Origin of the sequence: Mesorhizobium sp. B2-5-3 (genome assembly GCF_006441005.1) — a bacterium.
Lineage (GTDB): Bacteria > Pseudomonadota > Alphaproteobacteria > Rhizobiales > Rhizobiaceae > Mesorhizobium.
The window spans coordinates 41877-58858 of record NZ_VFUS01000003.1 but is presented as its reverse complement, the minus strand read 5'-3'; the positions used below and the strand labels follow the sequence as shown (position 1 = coordinate 58858).

Below are 16982 nucleotides of genomic sequence, written 5' to 3'. Positions count from 1 at the left end.
ATCGTTGCGGTGCCGCAGCCGACGGTTCGCCGCAGCCGGTTGGAATTATCCGAACCGGCCCAGCCTGTCACCAGCTTTCGCCCGCCTGTACCGACATCCACCACCGTTCACTGGTTGGTTAACGAGCTTTGAAAATGCAGCCTGACCTTGGACATATTCCAGAAACCTGAAATTTAACGATTTATGACACCGTCCCCACTGACTATCGATTTGGCGGGGCAGCTGTGACAATGATCCGAAGATTCGGACGCGACCGGCGTGGCAATTATGCGCTGATGACCGTGCTCGCCATGGTGCCGCTGATGGGCGCCGTGGCTATCGCCGTCGACTATACGGAAATGGTGGGCCAAAGGCAAAACGCCTTGAATGCCTTGGACGCGGCCGGCTTCGCCACGGCCCAGCAGATCGTTGCCGGCGCCAGCGAAGCCGACGCGGTGGCCTATTCCAAGAATTTCTTCGAAGCCAATCTCGCGCATATCGATCCGGCCAACACCACGCTGGCCGTGACGCTGCCCAACAACAACACAGGCGGCGGGACGCTGAAGCTCTGCGCGACCTTGGTCTACAAGCCCTATTTCGAGCCGACGGCTAAACTACTGCTGGGCGGCAGCGCCGGCAGCACCGATATCGGCTTCAGCACCTGCTCCGAAGTGCGCCTGAAGAACACGCTGGAAGTGTCGCTGGTGCTTGATAATTCCGGTTCGATGAAGGAGCTCGGCAAAGGCTCGAACAAGGTGCGGTTCGACCTTCTCAAGAGCGCCGCCAAGCAGTTGGTCGACCAGTTGGCCGGCCAGGCCCAGCAGATGAGACAGGTCACCAAGCCGGTCCAGTTCAGCCTCGTTCCCTTTGCCGCCTCGGTGAATGTCGGTGCGGGCAACGCTTCGGCGGCGTGGATGGACACGACCGGCATATCGCCTATCCATCATGAGAATTTCGACTGGACGACCATGAGTTCGTCCTTTTCGTCCACCAAATACGCGCAGAAGATTGCCGGCATCTGGTACGCGAAAGGCACCGGCTGGGACGCGAGCCAGAAAGACCAGCCGCTGACCCGGTTCTCGATCTACAAACAGATGAAACGCATTTCAGCGTGCAGTCTCAAGAATTGGGACGGTACTTGTGCATCGAACGCGACCTTCACCTATGCGCCGGTCGCGAGTTGGGGTGGCTGCGTCGAGTCGCGTCCATATCCATACAATATCCAGGACACAGCTGCATCGACAACACTGCCTGCAACGCTTTTCGTGCCGATGTTCGCGCCCGACGAAACCGACCGCGTCGATAGCTCTTCAAGGCCAGCCAATAACAATTGGGATGTCGACGCCCCAGTGAGTTCAGGCGCGTCCGACGCCGCACGCCAGCGCTACATGCCAAAATATTTCGACTGGGTGAACAAGGTCACGCCGGCCTACGGCATGGACGCCGGGCCGAATACAAGCTGCAGCACGACGGCAATTACGCCACTAACCGATGTTTCCACGACAGCCGGCGCAACTTTGATCAAAAACGCCATCGATGCCATGGCCGACGACGGCGCCACCAACGTGCCGGAAGGCATGGCCTGGGGCTGGCGGACCCTTTCCAGCACGGCACCCTTCACCGAGGGCCGGCCCGAAACGGAAAGAGGCAACGACAAGGTACTGATCGTGCTGACCGACGGCGCCAACACCTACTACACGCCGACCTCGGTGACGGCGCAGACCTACTCTGGAACCAATTGGAGTTCTGGCGGTAACGACCTGGCTGGCAGCAAGGCGATCTATTCGGCTCTCGGTTACGTCGTCCCCTACAGCAACGGCTACAGCTACGGCCGCATGTTCCTCGGAACGGATGTCACCAAGGACGATTACAGCAACGCCAACTACACCAAAGCGATGAACGAGCATTTCACTGCGCTGTGTAACAACGCCAAGGCCGCCGGGATCATGGTCATGACCATCGCGCTTGATCTGGACGCCACCAAGACAGCGGAGAAAACGCAGATGGATGCGCTGAAGGCCTGTTCTTCGGATTCCCGCTTCAGCAAGGACAAGACCGATCCGAGCAAGCCGATGAAGCTGTTCTGGAATTCGACGGGCGCAACGCTGTCCGACGATTTCAAGGCGATCGGCAACGAGCTGTCCAACCTGCGCATCGTCAGCTGATCCGACGAATTCCACGTCGACGCCCTGCATCCGGCGGGGTGTCGTTTTTTGGAGGCACCGGGGGGCCGCTCCAGATTGGTTAGTGCTTGGTGAAGCGCGAACCAAGCAATCGAGCGGTTTCCCAAACCCGTCCTTCAGCGTTTTGTGGAAAGCTGGCGTCGAACGAGAATCCGCCGGCGGGGGCCGCTGCAAGACATGCGTGAAATCTGGCGTCAATTCCGCCGCGACAGGCGCGGCAACTATGCTCTCGTGACGGCCTTCGCGATGGTCCCGCTGATGGGCGGGCTGGCGCTCGCGGTCGACTTCACGGAAATGAACCGCGAAAAGCAGACGGTGTTGAACGCGCTCGACGCCGCCAACTTCGCCACGGCGCGCCGCGTGACGGAAGGCGCCACCGACGACCAGCTGAGGGCCTATGCGCTCGACTTCTTCAATGCCAATCTGAACGATGTCGATCCCGCCAACACGACGCTCAACCTCACTTTGCCCAGCAACGCCGCTGGCGGCGGAACAATGAAGCTTTGCGGCACCTTGACCTATAATCCTTACTTCCTGCCGACGGCGAAGATACTGCTCGGCGGCACCGGCGCCACCAATATCGGCTTCACCGCGTGCTCGGAGGTGCGGCTGAAGAACACGCTCGAAGTAGCGCTGGTGCTCGACAATTCCGGATCGATGGTCACGCCCGGAACCGGCTCGGGGCAGAAGCGCATCGATCTCCTCAAGACCGCGGCGAAGCAGTTGGTCGACACGCTTGCCCAACAGGCCGCGATGATCAAGCAGGTCGACAAGCCGGTGCAGTTCGGCCTCGTACCCTTTGCCGCCTCGGTCAATGTCGGTCCTGGCAATGGCAATGCGTCCTGGATGGACACCGAGGGCCTGTCACCGGTGTCGAACGAGAATTTCGACTGGTCGACGCTGAACGCCGCCAACAAATACGCCCAGCAGACCAACGGCATCTGGTACAAACGCGGCACCGGCTGGGGCGACGAGGAAGGCCAGATGCTGACCCGGTTTTCGCTCTACCGCGACATGAAGGTCGTCACCAGCCATGAGCGTGTTAAAAACAGCAAGCACGTTGTTTGTGCTGAATACAACTGGAACAATACCTGCAAGCGCAGTTACGACGCATACGACTATGTCGATTCCTACGGTCCGTTCGCCAGTTGGCAAGGCTGTGTCGAAGCCCGGCCCTACCCCTACAATGTCAACGACGCCCCGCCGTCCGGCGGCTCGGCCAACACCGGAATAGGCGTGGGCGATCCGGCGACGATGTTCGTGCCGATGTTCGCCCCGGATGAACCCGGCAATCACTGGAAGATCACCCAGGATCCCAACGAAGCCGCGCCAAAGACCTACGGCGCCATCAACAGCTGGTGGAACGACGATCCTTCGAGCAGCAGCGGCCAAGCCCGGCTGCGCAACATGACCAAGTATTTCCAGCCGCGGCCGATCGATGCACCGGTATTGCCCGCAGGCAACGGCCCGAACTACAGTTGCACTACCAACCCGATCACGCCGCTGACCGACGTCAGCGTCGCCGATGGGCTCGCTACGATCAAAGCCGCGATCGACCTGATGCAGCCGGATGGCGGCACCAATGTTCCCGAGGGCATGGGCTGGGGCTGGCGGGTGGTCTCCAGCGGCGAGCCGTTCACGCAGGGGCGCCCGGAAACAGAAAAAGGCAACGACAAGGTGGTGATCGTGCTGACCGACGGCGCCAACACCTATTACACGCCTTCCTCGCTCAGTTATTCCGACCCCGCCGATTCGAAGTCGACCTACGCGTCCTACGGCTATCTCAAGCCCGGCTATGCCGGCACCTCGGTCGGGCGCCTGTTCATGGGTACATCCAGCGCCATCGGCCAGTTCGACTATTCGAACGGCAATTACACCAGCGCGCTCAACGAGCAGATGACGACGCTTTGCAACAACGCCAAGGCGGCCGACATCATGGTGATGACGGTGGCTCTCGACCTGTCCACGACCAAGACCACCGACAAGAACGCCATCGATGCGCTGAAATCATGCTCGTCGGTCTCGCGCTTCCGCAAGGACCCGGCGGACCCGAGCAAACCCGCCAAGCTGTTCTGGAATGCGACGGGCGCCAGCCTGTCCAACGATTTCAAGGAAATCGGCAACGAATTGTCGAACCTGCGCGTGGTCGGTTAACCGAACTCTGGCGCAACGCCCGACGCCGCCAAGCCCTTGTGGGCGCCTGCCGCAACGGGCACATAATGGCTGCACGCTGGATCGCATCCATCGCGGCACGCCTGGGGACGAACAATGCCCGATACCGCCAACCACCTCGCCTTCGCGCTGGTCTGCCTGGGCATGGTGCTGACGCCGGGTCCAAACATGATCTACCTGATCTCGCGCTCCCTGTCGCAAGGGCCGAAGGCCGGGTTGATCTCGCTTGGCGGGGTCGCCGTCGGTTTTCTCTTCTATGTGCTGTCGGCGGCATTCGGAATCACGGCGCTGCTGCTGGCCGTACCCTTCGCCTATGACGCGCTGCGCTTTGCCGGCGTGCTCTATCTCCTGTGGCTGGCCTGGCAGGCCGTGAAGCCGGGCGGACGCTCGCCATTCCAGGTGCGCGACCTGCCGAAAGACGGGCCGCGCAAGCTGTTCGCCATGGGCCTGATGACCAATCTGCTCAATCCGAAGGTGGCGGTGCTCTATTTGTCGCTGCTGCCGCAATTCATCAGCATTGGCAAAGGCCATGTCCTGTCTCAGCTTCTTGTGCTCGGCGCGACGCAGATTTCGATCAGCCTGACCGTGAATGCCATCATCGCGGTGATGGCCGGCTCGATCGCCGCGTTTCTCGCCGGGCGGCCTTTGTGGCTGGTCATCCAGCGCTGGATGATGGGAGGGGTGCTGACGGCGCTGGCGCTGAAGATGGCGACCGACGCACAGCGCTGAGCCCAGCGGCGGCCCCGGCGTTGGTCTACATCGGCCGTCTTGTCTGCTGCGTCCGCTCCGGTTCCACCACCTTGCGGTAGAGGTGCCAGGTGGCATGGCCAAGGATGGGCATAACGACCGCGAGCCCGGCAAACAGCGGGATCGAACCGATCACCAGCAGCACCGCGACCGTCAGGCCCCAAAGAGCCATCTGCAGCGGATTTGCCATCACCGCCCGCGCCGAGGTTTCTATGGCCGAAACGGCGCCGACGTCACGGTCGAGCAGCAGCGGGAAGGCGACGACAGTGGTGGCCAACACGATCACGGCGAAAACGAAGCCGGCGGCGTTGCCGAGAAGGATCAACGTCCAGCCCTTGCTGGTCGTCAGCACGTCGCGGACAAAGGCGCCGATCGAAGCCGGCGGCTGGTCGCCGAACAGGCTGGTGTAGATCGACTGCGCGGTGAACAGCCACAACAGGAACAGCACGAAAAGCATGATGCCGATGACCGCGATCGAAGGCACCGCCGGCGAGTGGCGGACATCGAGGGCATGCCGCCAGTTGGTGTTCATGCCGAGCTCGCGCCGGCGGCTGATCTCGTAGAGGCCGAGCGCGGCGAAAGGGCCGACAAGGGCGAAACCCGACATCAAGGGATAGGCGAGCTGAATGGCGTTGGAGCCAGACGTCCACTGCGTCAGGATCAGGCCGACGATCGGATAGATCAAGCACAGGAAAACGTAGTGAGACGGTTTTGCCCAGAAATCCTCGGCACCGAGCCGCAGCGCATCCCAGAGGTCCGATGTGGTGATGTGGCGCACCGTGGGCTGCACATGCATACCACGCGCGTCCGCCATGACATGAAAGCTAGCCATAAGCTTCCTCCCGTTGTCGGGGGCGGTCACCACCGTGATGGCCGCCCGTAGCTGCCACTAGTAGATGTAACAGCATACCCGATTTGCCAGGGGCTGTCGCCAAATCGATGGTTCCAGACAGGCTATCACGGGATTGTCATCGCTGCCCGGCAGAAGCCGCGCGATCTTCGGCATCGGATTTCCCGGACGATGGGCCATTCGAAGCTGGATGGCCAAACGCAACGTTTGAAGACTACGCGGTGCGATCAGCGAAGGCCAAGGCATCAATTTCCTCGACAGTTTCTTCGGCTTGCCCGTCAAAAGCCATGATCGCGACTATGCAGGCAGGAATGAACACTGTCATCGACCTCCCTCCAGAACCGCGCCGGACAAGGCGCTCCTTGCTGATCGGCCTTGCGGCCATTGCCGGGCTTGCCGCCTGCACCACCGTTTCCGTGCCCACCGGTGAGGGCGCAGGTGTCTCTTCCTCCGCCACGGCCACCCTGGCCAACTTGCGCGCTGCGGCCGGGCGGACTCCGCTGACCGCGGACACCCAGCTCGAACAGGCGGCGTTGCAGCAGGCCGGCTACATGGCGTCGCGGACGCGCATGAGTCACACCACCGGCTGGGGCAAGGATTTCGCCTCGCGCATGAAGGACAATGGTGTGCACGGCGCTGCGGCCGAGAACATCGCCGAAGGCCGCTTCGACCAGCAGAAACTGTTCGATATCTGGATGCATTCGACCGGCCACCGGCGCAACATACTCGACCCGGACTTCAGTCGTTTCGGGCTTGCCTATGTCCGCGACGGCCGCGACCCCGGCCTCCGCTACTGGGCCCTGGTGCTCGGAAGGTAGCAAAGCCATCGCCGGCAGCGGCATCGCCGGCAGCGGACAGCCGTCGGCGAATATCAATCCATATGTGCCGCCGGCGCGCCGCCAGCCGGCGCCGTCTTCGGCTTGCGCAGCAGGATCACGAACGGAATGGCGGCCAGCGTCATTATCATCAGGATTTTGAAGTCGTTGACGTAAGAGATCATCATCGCCTGGATGTTCACCATCCTGTCGACCTGGGACAATGCCATCTGGTCGCCGCCGGCCGCCGCCGGCGAAACCGCCCACAGATTGGGGTTGAACGGATTGATAAAGGTGGAAAGCTCGGCGTGATTTATCTGTGTGTTGCGCACCATGAGCACCGTCACGACCGATACGCCGATGGACGAGCCGAGGTTGCGCACAAGGCTGAACAAAGCCGTGGCATCGGTGCGGAAGCGTACGTCAAGCGTGGCGAAGGCCACCGTCGACAGCGGCACGAATACCATTCCCATTCCCAGGCCCTGGATGATGCCTGAAGTGATGATCAGCCAGTTGTCCATCTGGGGCGAGAAGCCGGCCATCGTGTAGAGCGACTGCGCGGTCAGGAGGAAGCCGATGACGACGAGGATTCTGGCGTCGACCTTGCTCATGAGCCGGCCGACGACGAGCATCGAGATCATCGTCCCCACGCCGCGCGGCCCGATCACGATGCCGATGGTGATGGTCGGATAGCCGAAGATGGTCGACAGCATCGGCGGCAGCAGCGACATGCTCGCCAGGATGAGCACGCCCATGACGAAGATGAACGCCAGCCCGGTCACGAAATTGCGGTCGAGGAAGATCTTGGGGTCGATGAAGGGATGCTCTGCCGTCATCGTGTGGATGATGAACACCCAGAAGCCGGTTATCGAAAGGCCAAGCTCGATCCAGATCTCGACCGACGAGAACCAGTCGACCTCGCCACCACGATCGAGCAGCAGCTGCAGAGCGCCGACGCCGAGCGATATCATGGCGAAGCCGAAGAAATCGAAGCTTCGCACCCGCCGCGCAATGGCCGGCAGATAAGCGGCCATGCCGAGGAAGGCGACGATGCCGACCGGCAGGTTGATAAAGAACACCCAGCGCCAGCTGAAATTCTCGGTCAGCCAGCCACCAAGCGTGGGACCCAGAATCGGCCCCAGCATAATGCCGGCGCCCCAGATGGCCATTGCCTGGCCGTGGCGTTCCTTCGGGTTGATGTCGAGCAGGAAGGTCTGCGACAGGGGCACGATCGCGGCGCCGAACACGCCTTGCATGAGCCGGAACAACACAATGGTTTCAAGGCTCCAGGCCAGGCCGCACAGCATCGAGAAGATGGTGAAGCCGACCACCGCCGTCAGGAACAGTTCCTTGCGGCCGAAACGGTCCGCAAGCCAGCCGGTGACCGGCGTCATGATCGCCGCCGCCACGATGTAGGAGGTCAGCACCCAGTTGATGTTGTCGGGCGAGGCGCCGAGATCGCCGGTCATGGTCGGCAGCGCGACGTTGGCGATCGTGGTGTCGAGCGCCTGCATGATCGTCGCCAGCATGAGCGCAACCGTGATCAGGCCACGATGCGGCACTTCTTTGAAAGGTTCTGGCGTGCTCATGATGCGGAACTTCCAGCCGGTAACAAAAACGTGTACACAGGGTTTCCGGGCGGCAAAGCCTTCCGTTGAGAGACCCTCATCGCGGTGGGACGCGATTATCGATGTGGGGGTTACATCGACCGAAAGTCTCGATTGAGCGGATGCCTGCCGCCCGGAAACATGAGGACCGACGGGTCCGTGTCGAAGATTTCAGCTTTCGATCAAGCCGCGATGCGGTTTGCCCCGAAGGCTGACCCTTCCACTCCTCCCATCAGACCAATCCCCTGCTCTGTGCGTCCACCCGCATGATCCACGCGGGCTTCCGCTGATTTACTTCGCGGGCTCGCCGGCCGTGGCGTGGCCGAAAATGCCAGGCAAGCCGCGCGCCACGCCCGTGTCGACGGTGACGGCCGCGCTCATGCCTGTGCGCAGCATCATCTTGGCGTCGGGATCGCTCAGCTCCAGGCGGACCGGAATGCGCTGGGTGACCTTGACCCAGTTGCCGGTAGCGTTCTGGGCGGGCAGAAGCGAGAAGTCCGCTCCGGTGCCGGCGCCGATGGCCTTGACGGTCGCTTCGAAGGTCCTGCCCGGATAGGTGTCGACCACGATTTCTGCCTTCTGGCCCGGCTTCATATTGGTCAGCTGTGTTTCCTTGAAATTGGCGTCGATCCAGGTATCGCCGGTCTCGACCAGCGAGAACAGCGGCGTGCCGGAGCCGACATACTGGCCGACCTTGAAGGACGCGGCCTGGTAGACGACGCCATCGGCAGGCGCCTTCACCGTGGTCTGCGCCAGGTCGTAGGCAGCCTTGTCGCGCGCTGCGAGCGCCGACATCACGGTCGGATGTTTGTCGGTCTCGATATCGGGATTGCCGCCCAGCGCCGCCTTGGCGCTGACGATACCCTGTTCGGCCACGGCAAGCTGCTGCTTTGCCTTGTCGAGATCGTTCCTGGCCTCATCGAGCGAAGACTTGGCGTTGATACCTTTCTGGGCGAGATCGGCGGCACGGTCGTATTGCGACTGGGCATAGGCAACTTCGCTGCTGGCGGATTTCTCCTGCGCCATGGCCTGGCTGTAGGCGGCGCGCAGCTGTTCGACGTTGAGCCGCGCGGCGGCCACCGCCGCTTCGGCCTGCGCAAGTGCGATCCGGTAAGGCTCGGGGTCAATGGCGAAGAGAAGATCGCCTTGCTTCACCCTCTGATTGTCCGAGATCGCAACCTGAACGATGCGGCCCGCCGTGTCCGAGGCGATCGATACCTTGGCCTGCTGCAGGTTGGCGTTCTCCGTCTCCTGGTAGCGCCCCCCAGTGACCCAGACATAGCCGCCACCAATGACCAACGCCGCCGGCAGGGCGAACATCAACAAGAAGCGGCCGAGACGGCGCTTCTTCTTTGGCGCCGGCGCCGGCTCTGCCGGAGGTGTCATTGTAACAGGGGCCGCGGCCGGCTGCTGCGGCGCTTCCATTTCCACTTTGGCGGCGTTTTCGTCGACCTTGGCTACCGCGTTCATGCTGCTGCGCCTTCCGTATTCTTGACCTTGTCGCAGGACGGCGAATCGCCATCCGCGAGATTCTGTGCCATCGCATCCAATGCCCTGATCAGGACGCGGCGATCGTCCGGCGAAACGCCGGTCAGGGACTCCTCATAGACTTCGCCGGCGAGGCTCTTGACCTCCGCATACGCGGCACTTGCCTTGGGAGTTGGGAAGATCATGCGCACGCGGCGGTCGGCGGCGTCGGAGCGGCGCTCGATCCAGCCGCCCTCCTCCATCCGGTCGACCAGTCGCGAGACGCTGATCGGCTCGATTTCGAGCAGTTCGGCAAGCCGCGCCTGCGAAACGCCCGCTTCCTTGGCGACGCGAACCATCAGGCGCCATTGCGCCGAGGACAGGCCAAGGCCGCTGGCGCGCGCTTCGAAGCGCTTTCGCATCAGCCGCTGCACGTCGTGGATCAAAAATCCCAATCTGTCTACGCCTTCGGAAACCATGAGTGGCATATATAATAAGCGTGCTTATCATTCAAGTCCGGCATTGTTCCAGAAGCCGGCAAACGTGCATGGCAGCCGTGCAGCACAATCATGGCTGCGTCCGATGATTTTCGGCTGCCGCTACACCCATCACAAGCGGTTACGGATCAGCATGGTGACAACGAAGAAGGCGCCGAGCGAGCTGGTGATGATGCCGATCGGCAGTTCCTGCGGCGGCAGCAATGTGCGCGCCAGAAGGTCGCTTGCCAGCAACAGCACCGCCCCGAACAGCGCGCAACTTACGATCAGGCGCAGATGCAGCGGACCAGCCAGCGGCCGCGACAGATGCGGGATCATGAGGCCGACGAAGCCGATGACGCCGGCGACCGAAACCAGGATCGCGGTCGAAAAAGCGGCGACCAGAAACGTCGTCCGTCGCATTCGCGCCACCGGCACGCCAAGACTTTCGGCGGCATTTTCGCCGGCCAGGAAAGCGTCCAGCCGGCGATGATTCCACAGCCCGTACGCCGCAATCGTGCCGGCCCCAAGCGCACCCAGCCAGATATTGTCCCACCGCGCCACGCCGAGCCCGCCCATCGTCCAGAACAGCACCGAATGGGCGGCGCGCTGGTCACCGGCAAAGACCAGGTAATTGGTCAATGCGATGAACATGAAGGAGACCGCAAGTCCGGCGAGGATCAGCCGTTCGGGGCCTTGTCCCCTCACCCGCGCAACCAGCAAAAGCACAACGCAAGCCGCCAGAATACCTCCGGTGAACGCGGCGATCGGTAGCGTCCAGATCCCGAAACTGTCGCCGAAGACGGTGATGACGGAGACAGCGCCGGCGGCGGCTCCCGACGAGAGGCCGAACAGGAACGGATCGGCAAGATCGTTGCGCGTCACTGTCTGCAACAGCGCGCCGACCACGCCCAGGCCGCCGCCGAGACAGATGGCCAGGATGGTGCGCGGCAATCTGAGGTCGACGACGATCCTGCCGACCGGGCCGGACACGTCATGCCCCTTCAATCCGATCGCATGGCCAAGTGCTGCAACGACGTCGCCCAGCGGGATCATCGTCGAACCATAGGCGATCGATAGCAGCGCGAGCGCGGCCATAGCCAACGCGGCCGCCATCATGGCCAATACGAATGCCTTGTGCCGCAAAGTCATCTTCCCGGTTAAAAAGCTTCCGGATGCATCGCCCTGGCGATCTTGCCGATCGCTTCGATGTTGGCCGGTCCGGGTGTCAGTTCGGCATAGCGAAGCGCCACGAAGCGTTCGTTCTTGACCGCGTCTGTCTCCTTCATTGCCGGATGCGCTTTCAGGAAATCGAGCAGCTTCCGGTAGCCGCCGCCATCCTGATAGTCGAGCAGGATGAGGAATTGCGGATTGCGCGAGGCCACCGTCTCCCAATCCGTGTTGCCCCAGCTGGTGTCCATGTCGGCCATGATGTTGTCGCCGCCGGCCGCGGAAATCATGGCGTTGGGAAGGGCGAACTTGCCTGATGTGAACGGCTTGTCCTCGCCGGAATCATAGAGGAAGACGCGCGTTCCCCTGCGGTCGCCGACCTTTGCGGCGATTTCGGCGAGCTGCGCCTTCCAGCCGGAGACGAGCTTATCCGCTTCGGCCTCCTTGCCGAAGATCTTGCCCAGCTTCTCGACATCGCCATAGAGCAGGTCCATCGAAGCGGCAGGCCGGTTCTTGTCGAGATGGACACAGCTTTCCGTCAGCACCAGGGTCTTGATGCCGTGTGGCGCCAGCGTATCGGGCGTCACCTCGCCGCCCGGCTTCATGCCGTAATACCAGCCGGCGAAGAAGAAGTCGGGCTCGACAGCGACCAAGTTTTCCAGCGTCGGATATTTGGGCGCCAGTTCGGGGATCGAGCTCTGTTCGGCCTTGAATTCGGGAGTGACCTTGTACCATCCAGTGATGCCGGTCAGGCCGACGATCGACGGCTGCAGCTTCAGTGCGAAGGCCATCTCGGCCATGTTGAGATCGTGAATGACGGCGCGCTTTGGAGGCGCGTCGAAGGTCAGCGGCTTGCCGCAGCTGTCGACCGTCACCGGAAAGGCGAAGGCCGTAGAGCCGAGCAGGGAGAAGGCAAGAGACACGGCAAGGCGTTTCACGGATGTTGCTCCTTGTTGAACAGGATCTGCCGGAAATGGCTTCGATCACGAAGATGGCGCGGCACGGTTCGGAACCTCGAACACCGTCAGCTCGCGGTCCTCCGTCGGGTGGCGCAACCTAAAGACGTCGATACCGAAGATATCGCGGATCAGCTGCTGGGTGAGTGCTTCGCGTGGCGGCGCCAGCACATGCAACCGGCCATGGCTCATCACCGCGACTCTGGTGGCGAAAGGCGTCACCAGTGCCAGATCGTGCAGCACCGCGATCACGGTCATGCCGAGGCCTGCAACCAGTTCGAGCAACTCGCTGCGCGCCCGCGGGTCGAGATGGTTGGTCGGCTCGTCGAGGAACAGGATCTTCGGCTCCTGCGCGATGGCGCGGGCAAGCTGGGCGCGCTGGCGCTCGCCGCCCGACAGCGAGCCGATGGTGCGGCCAAGCAGCGGCAACAGCCCGGTCCGGCGCAGCGCCTCGACGACAATGTCGCGTTCCTCGCTCCTGTGCCTGCGGCCGGTATGCGGAACCCGGCCGAGCTCGACATAATCGATCACCGCCAGCCGTGGATCCGGTTGATCGGTCTGGCCGACGACGGCGATGTGCAGCGCCCGCTCGGCGGTCGAAATCCTGTCCAGCAGGCGTCCGGTGAGCTTCACTTCGCCCGAACTCGGCCGCAGCATGCCCGACAGCATGCGCAGCAATGTCGTCTTGCCGGCGCCGTTGGGACCGATGATGGCGAGACGGTCGCCCGCCGCCACCGAAAGGCTGACCGGATGCACCAGATGCAGGCCATCCGCCGCCGCGGCCAGGTCGCGGGCCTCGAGAAGCGGCGCGGTCATGGGCAATTCCTTGCAGGGCCTGCCGGAATACGGGCCAGCGTCTTGCCTGCCAATCCTGCCGGACGCTGGCCTGAATTCACCTCGGTGGCGATATCGCGGCAAAGCGTGCACACGATGATGCGATGCATGGGAATGCAGTGAATGCGATCGATGGAGCCGTCCAACTTCCGTCACTTTCAAAAATGGCGACGGAAGGAAGCTGGCTTGAACCGGTCGACAAGACCGAACCCCGCGTCTCCTCCCGGCACACCCCGTCCGGTCAACTCATGCAGATGGCAGGTCTCCTGGCTCGCGGGTCGTTGCGCCATCCTGCCTTCCCAGCCTTGCCGGCCAGTGGCTTTTCGGATTTTGCTCGCCGCTTACAGTTGCGGGGGCAGCCAAGGCTTCGACCCGAAAATCGGGCCTCACCATGTTCCCTTTTCACCCCTCGCCTTGCGGCGCGGGGACCATCACGAGTCGCAGCCTAGGATGCAGGCAGCGTCAAGGCAAGGTCGATGTATGTTCTGTTATAACAATACAATCATCCGGTCAATCGCTATCGCGCGCCACCAGTTCCAGCGGCCAGACCTCGCGAATGATCTCTGGCCCTTTCGCGCCGGCGAAAGCCGGGAGCGAGGCGAGCAGGATTTCGCCGAGGCGCCGCCCCATCGGATCCAGGCTCGGGCGAAAGCCGGTCAGCGCCGGCGAGAAATAACGGCAGAGCGGCGTGTCGACGATGACGATCACCGCGACATCCTGCCCGGGCTTGATCCCCATTTCGGCGAGCGCTTTGCAGCCGCCGAGCGCCATCGAGTCGTTGTTGAAGATAATCGCGGTCGGCGGATCCTTCGACCGCATGACTTGCGGTGTCACCGCGTAGCCACCGGCTTCGTTGATAAAACCGTCCACAATCAGGCCGGGATCGACTTCGATGCCGTGCCGCCGCAGCGCCTTGCAATAACCCTCCAGAAACAGATAACCGAAATTCAGGTCAAGCGACGGCCGGATGGCGGCGATGCGGCGGTGGCCACGCGCAACCAGCCGGTCGACCGCATCGGCGCCCGCCTTCTCGAAATCCAGATCCAGAGAGGGATAGCTGTCGTCGCCGGACCGGCTTCGGCCGAGCGTCGCGAAGGGAAAGCCGGCCTTGCTCAGATAGTCGATGCGATCGTCCTCGCGCCGCGTCCAGGCCAGTACGACGGCATCGGCACGACGCGTCTCGACGACGCGGCGCAGCCGCTCCTGTTGATAATCCGCCGGCGCGCCCATGACGATGATCAGGTCCAGCCCGCACTCGGCCAATGTCGCTTGCAGTCCGGTGAGGAACGGAATGAAGAACGGCTCGCCATACTGCTGGTCGCCCGGATGCGGCTGCAGCATGAAAGCCACGGCATGGGTGGTGCCGCGGCGTAGGTTCCTGCCCGAGTGGTTCGGTGAATAATTGAGCTTCCGGGCCGCCTCGAGCACGCGCTGGCGTGTCTCGGCGTTCACGTCGGCGCGCCCGTTAAGCGCGCGCGAGACTGTACCGATCGAAATGTTCAGGTGCCGCGCAAGATCGTGAATGCTGGACGCCAAGACCTCCCCCTCCTGCTTCTGGCTAGCACCAGCCGGTCGTGCGGCCAAGGCGTTTCAGAGCCGACGGTACAAATCCGATTGACAATATATGCCATCGGGTGTGTCATCGTAAACGTTTACGGAAGTCATTTACGGACTGCCGTGGGTGCCAGCCAGGAGGGGTTGGCCGGAGGAGCGCTGGATGATGCACGTCGTCCTGGTCGGGTGCGGAGCCATGAGCAAAACCTGGCTCGAGGCCATCAGCCAATCCCCTGCCGTCAAGATCGTCGGTCTCGTCGACCTCGACGCCGACAGGGCGCGCCAGCGGGCACGCGAATACGACCTCGCCGGGGTCGCGATCGGGACCGATCTCGACGTCGTTCTCTCCCAGACCAGACCCGATGCGGTGTTCGACGTGGTCGTGCCTGCCGCCCGTCGCGCCGTGGCGAATTCGGCCTTTGCCCATGGCTGTCATCTGTTGACGGAAAAGCCGCTGGCCGACAGCCCGGACAATGCGCGCGCCATCATCGACGATGCGCGGCGCGCCCGGCGCATCCATGCCGTGGTGCAGAACCGCCGCTACGTCGCCAACGTCCGGCGCATCCGGCGCTTCCTCGGCTCCGGCGCCATCGGCGCTGCGACCAGCATCCATGCCGATTTTTTCATTGCGCCGCATTTCGGCGGTTTCCGCGAAGGCATGCGCCATGTGCTGCTGCTCGACATGGCGATCCATACATTCGACGCCGCCCGCTACATGGTCGATGGCGAGCCGACCGAAGTGTATTGCCGGGAATGGGAGCCGGCCAATTCCTGGTACCGGCAGGGATCGTCGGCAAGCGCCACCTTCGAGCTCGGCCAGGGCAAGATGTTCACCTATCGCGGCAGTTGGTGCGCCGACGGTTTCCGCACCAGTTGGGAAGGCAGTTGGCGCATCGTCGGCGAACGCGGCAGCCTGACCTGGGATGGTCATGACGAGTTGAAGGCCGAAGCCGTGCTGCCGGAACGCGAAGGCCTGCTCGACAAGGTCGTGCCGGTAGCGGTGCCGCCGCTCGACCCTGCCGACCGCATCGGCGGGCATCTCGGCGTCATGGAAGATTTCGTCCGCGCCGTGGAAACCGGCACCGAGCCGGAGACGCGCGGCGCCGACAATATCACGAGCCTGGCCATGGTTTTCGCGGCGATCGAAAGCGCCGAGACCGGGCGCCGGATCGAAATCCCCAGGCAGGAAGGATGACCATGGCGGACCCGCTTCTCGACATCAGGATCGGCACCATGGTGCGGGCCAATCTCGAAGATCCGGCCGCCTATGTCAGGCAGATCCTGCCGCTCGGTTTCGAGAGCGTCCAGCCCTTCTTCTGGCAGACGCTGGGCGGCAAGGACCTAGGGCGGCTCGCCGGCGAGATCCGCGACGCCATCGGCGATGCCGATGTCAGCGTCAGCTCGATCGGCGTGTTCGGCAATCCACTCGAGAGCGGCGACACCGACCGCGGCGTGCTCAAGGCCTGGGAAACGGTGATCGACAGCGCGCATCTGTTCGGCACCAATCTGGTCAGCGGTTTTACCGGCCGCATCCGCGGCAAGCAGCTGACCGACAGCCTGCCGCGCTACCGCGAAGTCTGGGGCGAATTGGCCAAACGCGCGGCCGACAAGGGCGTGCGCATCGCCTTCGAGAATTGCGCCATGGATGGCAACTGGGCCGCCGGCGACTGGAACATCGCCCATAATCCGGACGCCTGGGAGCTGATGTTCAACGAATTGCCGGATGAGAATCTGGGTCTGGAATGGGAGCCCTGCCACCAGTTGGTCTATCTGATCGACCCGATCCCGCAGATCCGCAAATGGGCGCCGCGCATCTTCCATATCCACGGCAAGGACGCGACGGTGCGCTGGGATGTCATCCGCGAGCACGGCGTCTTCGGCCGCCTGCCCTTCGTGCAGATGCGCACGCCCGGCTTCGGCGACAGCGACTGGACGCGGGTGATCAGCGAATTGCGGCTGGCCGGATACAAGGGCGCCATCGATATCGAAGGTTGGCACGACCCGGTCTATCGCGACGATCTTGAAATGACAGGCCAGGTCCGCGCGCTGGAATACCTCCAGCAATGCAGAGGGGGCCTGAGCTACCTGCCGAACCCGACGTGAGGATTGGCCGGCGGGAGGAGCCGGACGGGATTGCCGAAGCAGATGTCGAAACCCTCGCTCGCGAGGACA

The 16982-nt window shown here is 62.8% G+C and carries 14 protein-coding genes and 1 riboswitch; of the genes, 6 read left to right on the top strand and 8 right to left on the bottom strand.

The features are described from left to right. Positions 1 to 230: 230 nt before the first annotated feature. From FJ867_RS07680 to FJ867_RS07670, 3 genes are all read left to right on the top strand, one after another. The gene (locus FJ867_RS07680) at positions 231 to 2144 is read left to right on the top strand and encodes a pilus assembly protein (protein ID WP_140816997.1); all 1914 of its coding nucleotides are present in this window, start codon (positions 231 to 233) and stop codon (positions 2142 to 2144) included. Between the two features lie 195 nt (positions 2145 to 2339). Then, positions 2340 to 4316 carry a TadE/TadG family type IV pilus assembly protein gene (locus tag FJ867_RS07675; protein WP_181168333.1) on the top strand — a complete coding sequence of 659 codons (1977 nt, stop codon included), beginning with the start codon at positions 2340 to 2342 and terminating at the stop codon, positions 4314 to 4316. A 114-nt stretch (positions 4317 to 4430) separates the two neighbouring features. After that, positions 4431 to 5063, top strand: a complete 633-nt coding sequence (locus FJ867_RS07670; RefSeq protein ID WP_140583801.1) for a LysE family translocator — start codon at positions 4431 to 4433, stop codon at positions 5061 to 5063. A gap of 25 nt (positions 5064 to 5088) precedes the next feature. Here the strand turns inward: FJ867_RS07670 and FJ867_RS07665 are convergent, their stop codons facing one another. Beyond that, positions 5089 to 5913: a DUF2189 domain-containing protein gene (locus FJ867_RS07665; RefSeq protein ID WP_140650058.1), complete on the bottom strand. Its 825-nt coding sequence runs from the start codon at positions 5911 to 5913 to the stop codon at positions 5089 to 5091. Positions 5914 to 6242: 329 nt separating this feature from the next. Here FJ867_RS07665 and FJ867_RS07660 point away from each other — a divergent pair, with 329 nt between their 5' ends. Further along, positions 6243 to 6749, top strand: a complete 507-nt coding sequence (locus tag FJ867_RS07660) for a CAP domain-containing protein (RefSeq protein WP_140515544.1) — start codon at positions 6243 to 6245, stop codon at positions 6747 to 6749. Positions 6750 to 6802: 53 nt separating this feature from the next. Here the strand turns inward: FJ867_RS07660 and FJ867_RS07655 are convergent, their stop codons facing one another. The 7 genes from FJ867_RS07655 to FJ867_RS07625 all read right to left on the bottom strand — a co-directional run bounded on the left by FJ867_RS07655 (position 6803) and on the right by FJ867_RS07625 (position 14792). Continuing rightward, positions 6803 to 8335, bottom strand: coding sequence for a DHA2 family efflux MFS transporter permease subunit (locus FJ867_RS07655; RefSeq protein WP_140494247.1), 1533 nt, complete (start codon positions 8333 to 8335; stop codon positions 6803 to 6805). 309 nt (positions 8336 to 8644) lie between these two features. Continuing rightward, on the bottom strand, positions 8645 to 9823 hold the full coding sequence (locus tag FJ867_RS07650; protein ID WP_140816995.1) for an HlyD family secretion protein: 1179 nt from the start codon (positions 9821 to 9823) through the stop codon (positions 8645 to 8647). Then, positions 9820 to 10299 carry a MarR family winged helix-turn-helix transcriptional regulator gene (locus FJ867_RS07645; RefSeq protein ID WP_140495025.1) on the bottom strand — a complete coding sequence of 160 codons (480 nt, stop codon included), beginning with the start codon at positions 10297 to 10299 and terminating at the stop codon, positions 9820 to 9822. The genes FJ867_RS07650 and FJ867_RS07645 overlap by 4 nt, the downstream gene beginning before the upstream one ends. A gap of 129 nt (positions 10300 to 10428) precedes the next feature. Continuing rightward, positions 10429 to 11448, bottom strand: coding sequence for an iron ABC transporter permease (locus FJ867_RS07640; RefSeq protein WP_181168332.1), 1020 nt, complete (start codon positions 11446 to 11448; stop codon positions 10429 to 10431). Positions 11449 to 11456: 8 nt separating this feature from the next. Beyond that, positions 11457 to 12404: an ABC transporter substrate-binding protein gene (locus FJ867_RS07635; RefSeq protein WP_140816993.1), complete on the bottom strand. Its 948-nt coding sequence runs from the start codon at positions 12402 to 12404 to the stop codon at positions 11457 to 11459. Positions 12405 to 12449: 45 nt separating this feature from the next. Then, on the bottom strand, positions 12450 to 13238 hold the full coding sequence (locus FJ867_RS07630; RefSeq protein WP_140816991.1) for an ABC transporter ATP-binding protein: 789 nt from the start codon (positions 13236 to 13238) through the stop codon (positions 12450 to 12452). Between the two features lie 256 nt (positions 13239 to 13494). Beyond that, a riboswitch (cobalamin riboswitch) is annotated at positions 13495 to 13704 on the bottom strand. 62 nt (positions 13705 to 13766) lie between these two features. Next, complete coding sequence (locus FJ867_RS07625; protein WP_140494255.1) at positions 13767 to 14792, bottom strand: LacI family DNA-binding transcriptional regulator; 1026 nt, start codon at positions 14790 to 14792, stop codon at positions 13767 to 13769. 181 nt (positions 14793 to 14973) lie between these two features. Between FJ867_RS07625 and FJ867_RS07620 the strand changes: the two genes are divergently transcribed. Next, entirely contained in the window at positions 14974 to 16005 is a 1032-nt protein-coding gene (locus tag FJ867_RS07620) for a Gfo/Idh/MocA family oxidoreductase (RefSeq protein WP_140816989.1), read from the top strand. 2 nt (positions 16006 to 16007) lie between these two features. Next, complete coding sequence (locus FJ867_RS07615; protein ID WP_210240086.1) at positions 16008 to 16913, top strand: sugar phosphate isomerase/epimerase; 906 nt, start codon at positions 16008 to 16010, stop codon at positions 16911 to 16913. Positions 16914 to 16982 lie beyond the last annotated feature (69 nt).